5 protein-coding genes and 1 pseudogene are annotated in these 6,879 nt (G+C 65.1%); 4 read left to right on the top strand and 2 right to left on the bottom strand.

Annotation, left to right across the window (positions count from 1 at the left end):
• The 3 genes and pseudogenes from JOZ79_RS11800 to JOZ79_RS11790 form a co-directional block, all read left to right on the top strand.
• Nucleotides 1-1,075, top strand: a pseudogene (locus JOZ79_RS11800) (hypothetical protein); the annotation flags it as partial.
• A 60-nt stretch (nt 1,076-1,135) separates the two neighbouring features.
• On the top strand, nt 1,136-1,816 hold the full coding sequence (locus JOZ79_RS11795) for a DUF6445 family protein (RefSeq protein ID WP_294074358.1): 681 nt from the start codon (nt 1,136-1,138) through the stop codon (nt 1,814-1,816).
• Nucleotides 1,813-3,669, top strand: coding sequence for a family 43 glycosylhydrolase (locus JOZ79_RS11790; protein WP_294074356.1), 1,857 nt, complete (start codon nt 1,813-1,815; stop codon nt 3,667-3,669). The genes JOZ79_RS11795 and JOZ79_RS11790 overlap by 4 nt, the downstream gene beginning before the upstream one ends.
• Here the strand turns inward: JOZ79_RS11790 and JOZ79_RS11785 are convergent.
• Both JOZ79_RS11785 and JOZ79_RS11780 read right to left on the bottom strand, forming a co-directional pair.
• The gene (locus JOZ79_RS11785) at nt 3,644-5,086 is read right to left on the bottom strand and encodes a glucoamylase family protein (protein WP_294074354.1); all 1,443 of its coding nucleotides are present in this window, start codon (nt 5,084-5,086) and stop codon (nt 3,644-3,646) included. The genes JOZ79_RS11790 and JOZ79_RS11785 overlap by 26 nt on opposite strands.
• Nucleotides 5,083-6,081 (bottom strand): LacI family DNA-binding transcriptional regulator, encoded by a 999-nt coding sequence (locus tag JOZ79_RS11780; RefSeq protein WP_294074352.1) that lies wholly within the window; start codon nt 6,079-6,081, stop codon nt 5,083-5,085. Before JOZ79_RS11780 ends, JOZ79_RS11785 begins: the two co-directional genes overlap by 4 nt.
• Nucleotides 6,082-6,247: 166 nt before the next feature.
• On the opposite strand from JOZ79_RS11780, the gene JOZ79_RS11775 reads away from it, so the two are divergent.
• Nucleotides 6,248-6,879: glycoside hydrolase family 3 N-terminal domain-containing protein (locus JOZ79_RS11775; protein WP_294074360.1), on the top strand; the 632-nt coding region annotated here is incomplete at its 3' end.

Below are 6,879 nucleotides of genomic sequence, written 5' to 3'. Positions count from 1 at the left end.
GGGCGTGATCGAGCAGCAGCAGAACGCCAATTCCGTCATCACCGTGCCGTTCCTCGTGACCGATCCGAATACTGGAGCCGTAACGAACGTCTGTGCTGGGGCGTCTCCTCCGAGCTATTGCCACGATCCGGAAGCTCTGCGCACCTACGCTGCGAGTCTCGGGACAGGTGGGGCCGTCTGGGTACTGCCGAACAAGGTCAAGATGCCTTACTCGGATCAGTTCGATCTCGGCATTCGTAAGCGGTTCGGCGACATCACTGCGACCGTGACGTACAGCCACGTCGAATCCCACCACATCTCGATGTTCGCGCGCGCGAACTTTTACAGCAACGGCTGGTTTACTGTCCTTCCCACAGCAACCGGTTGCGTGAATGGCGGTGATCAGTGGATCATTGATTTTACGCCGAACGGGCCGTTTCCAAACTGCCCGGCGACGACGGGCCAGCTGCCTGGATTTAATGGAAAGCTCGACCGCGGCTTGAACAACGGCCGCGCTCGGCTCGATGCTTTGTTCCTGCAGGTCGAAAAGCCGTTCACCGATACCAGCACCTGGGGCTTCACCGAAGCAGTCACGATCCAGCGAGCGCGAAGCAATGTGGCGCAGGAGTTGAACAGCGACGAGTTCTATAACGGCCCGTCCTTAGACGCGTACGGCTGGAACTATGTCAACGGAGTCGAGAAGTGGCGCTCGGTCACGTCCGCGAACTGGCGCGCTCCGTGGGGGATTACGCTGTCCGGAATCCTCAATCTGTCCTCCGGTCCGGCGTTTGGGCACATCTACTTCCCGCCCGGCGCACCAGCAGGTGCGTGCTGCTACGCCAACATGGGCGGCGTTTACTTCCCGCATAAGACGTTCGGCTACAGGCGGCTCGACGCTCGCGTCGCCAAGACTTTCAAGCTGCCGTGGGGTCACGAGGTCACCGCCGACTTCCAAGTGTTCAATGTATTCAACTGGTTGAACCGCACCTACTCGTCGTGGGGTGCGGGTAGCGGAATCAATCCAACCTTCGTCGAGGACGGCCAAGTCTCGAATGACCAGCGGCAGTTCCAGGCCGGTCTCAGCTACAAGTTCTAAGACGAGACAATTCGACGGGAGGGGGGCGGAAACGTTTCCCTCCCTCTTTATGGGCAGCGCGTGAAACCTGAGCTCCGACGCGTCGGCAACGAGCGGATCCCGGTCGTCGTCATCGACGATTTCAGCGGCGATGCCGAAGCCGTTGGTGCACTGGCCGACGCGCTGGCACCGTTTCCGGACGTCAGGCGCGGCTATTACCCTGGCGTCCGGCGGGTCATCGGGCGAGCCGACGCGGATGCCGATGCCTATGTCGAACGGACCTGCCGGGACGCGGCGCAGTTCATCGCCGGCGCCTTCGACGTCGAGTCTTTCGACCTCGTCGAGGCAAGCTTCTCGATGGTGACCGCGCAGCCCTCGCAGCTTCGGCCGCCGCAGCGCGCGCCGCACTTCGATTCGACCGAGCCCGCCTATCTCGCGCTGCTCCACTATCTGCGCGTGCCAGCGGGCACTGGAACCGCCTTTTACCGCCAGCGGCCGACCGGGATCGAACAAGTCAGCGACGCCAATGTCGATCGCTTCGTTGCAGCTGCCCGCCTCGTGCCCGGCGAGGGCTACATCAGGGGCTCGAACGAATATTACGAACAGATCGGGGCGGTCGAGGCGGTGCCCGACCGGCTCGTCATCTATCCGGGCAACCTGCTTCACTCCGGGATCATCCCACCGGACATGGCGTTCAGCGACGATCCCCGGGTCGGCCGCCTGACCGCCAATTTCTTCGTTCGCGGCCATCGAGGACAATGACCATTCGCAACTTGTTGAACCTCGGCCTTGCCGTCGCGCTTGCCCCTGCGCTGCCCGCACAGGCACTGGCCGAAGGGCCGCCCGATGCGTCCCGGCACACCACCATCAACCCGGTCGACCTCGACTACCGCTACAATTTCGAGCAGATCAACCAGGGCGTATCCTACCGCACCGGCGCCGACCCCGCGGTGGTGAACCACAAGGGCGTCTATTACCTGTTCCTGACGCTTGCCGACGGTTACTGGCGCTCGACCGACCTCGTCGGCTGGACCTTTGTCACGCCTAGCATGTGGCCGAACGGGGGGATCGTCGCGCCGGCCGTTGCGTCGGACGGCGATCGCCTGATCATTGAGCCGTCGAATTCCCTGACACAGCCGAGCTCGATCTACGCCACGACTTCACCCGAGACCGGCAAGCTCGACTACCTGGTCCGGCGCTTCCCGGACATGCCGGGGATGAGCCAGAAGCCGGCGCAGGAGATGAAGCCCGGCGAAGTGCCCCCAGGGCCTTGGGACCCCGGCCTGCTCAAGGACGACGACGGACAATGGTATCTCTACTGGGGCTCGTCGAACGTCTTCCCGATCTATGGTCAGAAGATCGCGTTCCAGGATGGCAAGCTGATCTACCAGACGCATGCCCAGCCCTTGTTCAAGCTTCATCCGGACCAGCACGGCTGGGAGCGGTTCGGCCAGGATCACAGCGGCTTGCTCGCCAACGGACAGCCGACCGACCCCTATGTCGAAGGCGCCTGGATGACCAAGGCCGGTGGTCGCTACTACCTGCAGTACGGAGCGCCGGGGACCGAGTTCAACGCCTACGCCAACGCGACCTACGTGTCGGACAAGCCGCTCGGTCCCTTCACTTATGCGCCCTACAACCCGATCGCCTACAAGCCCGGCGGGTTCGTGCACGGGGCGGGGCACGGTTCGACCTTCCAAGATCGCTACGGCAACTGGTGGAACACGGGCACGCCGTGGATTGGTTACAACTGGACCTTCGAGCGGCGCATCGATCTGCTGCCCGGCAAGATCTACCCGGACGGCCAGATGGCCTTTTCGTCGCGCTTCGCCGATTTCCCCTTCTATGTGCCGACCTCGAAGGTCGACGACCCCGACAAGCTGTTCGCCGGCTGGATGCTGCTGTCGTACCGCAAGGCGGCGACGGCATCATCGACAATGGGCGAGTTTGCGGCCTCGCGCGTGACGGACGAGAACCCGCAGACTTTTTGGGTGGCCGCGACCAACACGCCGGGGCAGACGCTGACCGTCGACTTGGGCCGCGCCGACACCATCCGGGCCGTCCAGGTCAATTTCGCCGACTATGAATCCGGCCGCTTCGCCGACGGACCGGACATCTTTACCGACTTCGCGCTGCAGGCGTCCGCCGACGGGGAGCATTGGCGGGAGATCGCGCGCACCGAGCCTCCCCGCCGCGACCGTCCCAACGCTTACTTCGAGCTGCCGCAGCCGGTCCGCGCGCGCTTCATCCGCTACGTCCACGGCCATGTCGGCGCGGCCAACCTGGCGATCAGCGACATCCGTGTGTTCGGCACTGCCGACGGCGCCGCGCCCGCAATGCCGCGCGCGGTCCTCGCGTCACGCCACCAGGACCAGCGCGATGCCACCGTCAGCTGGGAGAGGGTCGGGGGCGCAGTCGGCTACAACATTCGCTTCGGCATTCGGCCAGATCGTCTCACGCTGACGCATCAGCTCTGGGCGGACGAGCTTGGCGATGGTGCGGTGCTCGGGAAGGAACTCCGCTCGCTGAACGTCGGCGTCCGCTACTGGGTCGCGATCGAGGCATTCAACGAGAGCGGCGTCTCGAAGCTCAGCCGCGTTCGCCCGATCCGCTAGCGAGCCAGCCGCCGATAAAGCCCGCGCGCTTCAACCCCCGCCGGATCGCCGGCACCCGCCGCATGTACCGCCAGACGAATTCGTCGCGGTGGTTGGCGGCCTGCAGGAGGATCGGCCCCTGGTCGATGCCGAGATAGTCGCGCGCAACCCAGCCGTGTGTCGCGTCCACCGTGCCGCTCGTCGACCTTGCCCCGGAGTAGCGGAAGCTCGGGTTGAAGCTGTCCCGAAACCCGTAGCGATCGAAAATCCGCGCGCCATGAGTCTCGAGCAGCGCCTGGGCGCAGGGGATGACGATCTCCGGAGCGAAAGGAAGTGCGCCAAGCGCGGCCGACGGAGAGATCGTCCCGTCGTCGAGGCCATCCGGCTCGTTGCCCGGCCCGCGCGCCGCATAACCGTGAAAGAGGGCGGTCCGACCCTTGAACGGCAGTTGAAAATTACCTGGCCCATCGCACGCGCTCAAGCCCCAGATGTCGCTGGAATAGCCATCCCAGGCCATCGGGTTCGCAGTGCACCAGGCGCGGTTGGCGTAGGTTTCGCGTCGGCTGTTCTCGAAATAGTCGAAGCCGGCATTGCGCATCACCGCGTCCCGGATGCCGCGGAAGTCGATGAAGATCTGGCTATATTGACCGGGAAACAGAGGAGCGAAGGCGATCCGTCGATTAACGCCTTCGCCGCGCCAGAAACGCGGATAGGGTGCAGTCCACTGATCCCACAAGCCGTCCGGGCCCGGATGCGTCGCGGAGCCGAGCGCCAGGATATTGACGAACATTCCCTCGTTGAAGCCGACCCAGTTCGCGTCGATCAGCCCCTGTCCGGGATGCCAGCCCATCGAGATCGGGGCTCGCCCGTCGGAGCGGAAGAAATTCCAGTCGGCGCGCTGGTACAGTGCGTCGGACAACTTTCGGATCTCACGCTCGCCGGAGTCGTCGCGGTCATAATATTGGCCGGCGAACAGCACCCCCATCAGCAGGAGCGTCGTGTCGACGCTTGATAGCTCGACGTCCCCGAACCGCTCGCCGGTCTGCATGTCGAGGAAGTGGTAGTAGAACCCCTTGTAACCGGTGACGCCGCTGGGCTCCTGGCCTTGCGGTGCCTTCCAGAAGAAGCGCAGCGTGGTCAACGTGAGATCCCGCGCCTGCGCCCTCGAGCACCAACCCCGCTCGACACCGATCGCGTAAGCGACGAGGCCGAAGCCGACCGAAGCGATGCTCGAGAAGCTCGGCGTCGGCCAGCGATCGGGAACCAGGCCGTTCCGGGGATTCACCGTGTCCCAGAACCAGCGGAAGGTGCGCCTCTCGATCTCGCCGTAGACGGTGGGGAGTGGAAGAGCCGGCACTGCGAACGTGGCGGCAACGTTGCTTGCCGCCGCCACCAGGGCGGAAGACCCGGCGAGGAGAGAGCGGCGGTCGATCCTCATGCGTCGGCTATCGAGCGCTTGTCGGTGGTCGAGCGGATGACCAACTCGGGCGTGTGGAATTCGTCCCCGGTTTCCGCGTCGCCCTCCAGCCTGGCGACAAGCCGCTCGATGGTCCTTTGTCCCAGATCCGCGATCCGTACCCTGACCGTGGTCAGCCCGAGCAGCCGCGCGAGCGGGATGTCGTCGAACCCGGTCACCGCAACCTCGTCGGGCACGGTCACGCCGCGCTGCTGAAGAGCATGAAGCGCGCCGAGCGCCATCATGTCGTTGGCGGCGAAGATCGAGTCGAACCGCTGCCCGGCATCCAGCAGAGCGCTGATCGCGGCCCCCCCCGACTGCTCGCCGAAATTCCCCTGTACGACCTCCAGGTCCATGCCCGAATGGTTCGCGGCCTCGGCGCAGGCTTCAGCGCGTTCCTGGGCATCGACATTGTCGACCGGCCCCGCGACGTGGATCAGACGACGACGGCCCATCTCGGCCAGATGCTGGATCACCATCCGCACGCCCGCCGCATTGTCGAGACGAATGCTGGGATGGGCGCCCGACTGGCCGCGCGTGTTGATGAGGACCGTCGGTATCCCTGGCGGTAGCGCGGTCGCAAGATCGGCTTCGCTCAGGTGCGGCGCCATCACGATCAACCCGTCGACGCGCCCGCGCATCGCTCGGAGCGCGCCAGTGGCTTGGTCCGTCCCCGCATGCATGTTCGACAAAAGCAGCAGGTACCCACGCGCGCTCGCTTCGCGGTCCATGCCACGCATGATCTCGGAAAAGAACTCGCCGTGGAGGTCGGGAAGCACGACGCCGATGGCGTTGGTCCGCGACAGACTGAGGCTACGGGCGCCGGCGTGCGGCACGTAGCCGAGCGCAAGGATGGCGTCCGCGACTCGGCCGCGCGTCTGCTCACTGACATTCCCGAGGCCATTCAGGACTCGCGACACCGAGGCGACCGAAACCTGGGCGCGCTGGGCGACGTCGCGGATGGTCGCGTCTGCCATGTCACTCCTTGAGATGCCGGTCCCAATCATCGCCAGGATTCAGTCGATTGCAATTCGCTCATTCGTGGCTCATGTAACCGGTTACATGAACGGTCAAGCACTAGGCGATGCGCCTCGGCCGACGGCGGCCGGCGGAGCTGCTGAAGAGGGGATAGTGACGATGGACATGCGGATCTCGCGACGGGCGGCGATGATGGGCGCGGGGGCAATCACGGCGTGGCTGGCCAGTCCAGCGCGGGCCCTTCTTCAGGCCGCGGGCCGAGTCGCCACGCCAGGCTTCGTCGAACCGCTGATCCGCCGGATGACGCTTGAGGAAAAGGCCGGGCAGCTCAGTCTGATGGCCTCGGCCTGGGGCGGCGGAGTGGCGGTTGCGCTGAACCCGCCGAGCAATGGTCCGAATTTCGATCAGCAGGTTGAAGAAGGCCGCCTCGGCCAGCTGACCGGGGTGTTCAACGGAAACGGCGCCCGAATGGCCCGGATCATGCAGAATGCCGTGATGACTGGATCGCGTCTGAAGATCCCGCTGATCTTCGCGGCGGACATCATTCATGGCCATCGCACCGTCTTCCCGGTGCCGCTCGCCGAGGTAGCCAGCTTCGAGCCTGACCTTGCCCGCCGAACCGCCGCTGCCGCCGCCTTCGAGGCGTCGGGTGCCGGGATCGACTGGACCTTCTCGCCCATGGTCGACGTCGCCCGCGACCAGCGCTGGGGCAGGGGCGTCGAAGGCGGCGGTGAGGACGTGCTGCTTGGCGAGCTGTTCGCCGCTGCCCGCGTCCAGGGCTTCCAAGGAGCGGACCT

The sequence above is a fragment of the Sphingomonas sp. genome (assembly GCF_019242355.1).
GTDB lineage: Bacteria > Pseudomonadota > Alphaproteobacteria > Sphingomonadales > Sphingomonadaceae > Sphingomicrobium.
The sequence above is the reverse complement of the archived record's forward strand: the minus strand, read 5'-3'. Positions and strand labels throughout refer to the sequence as shown.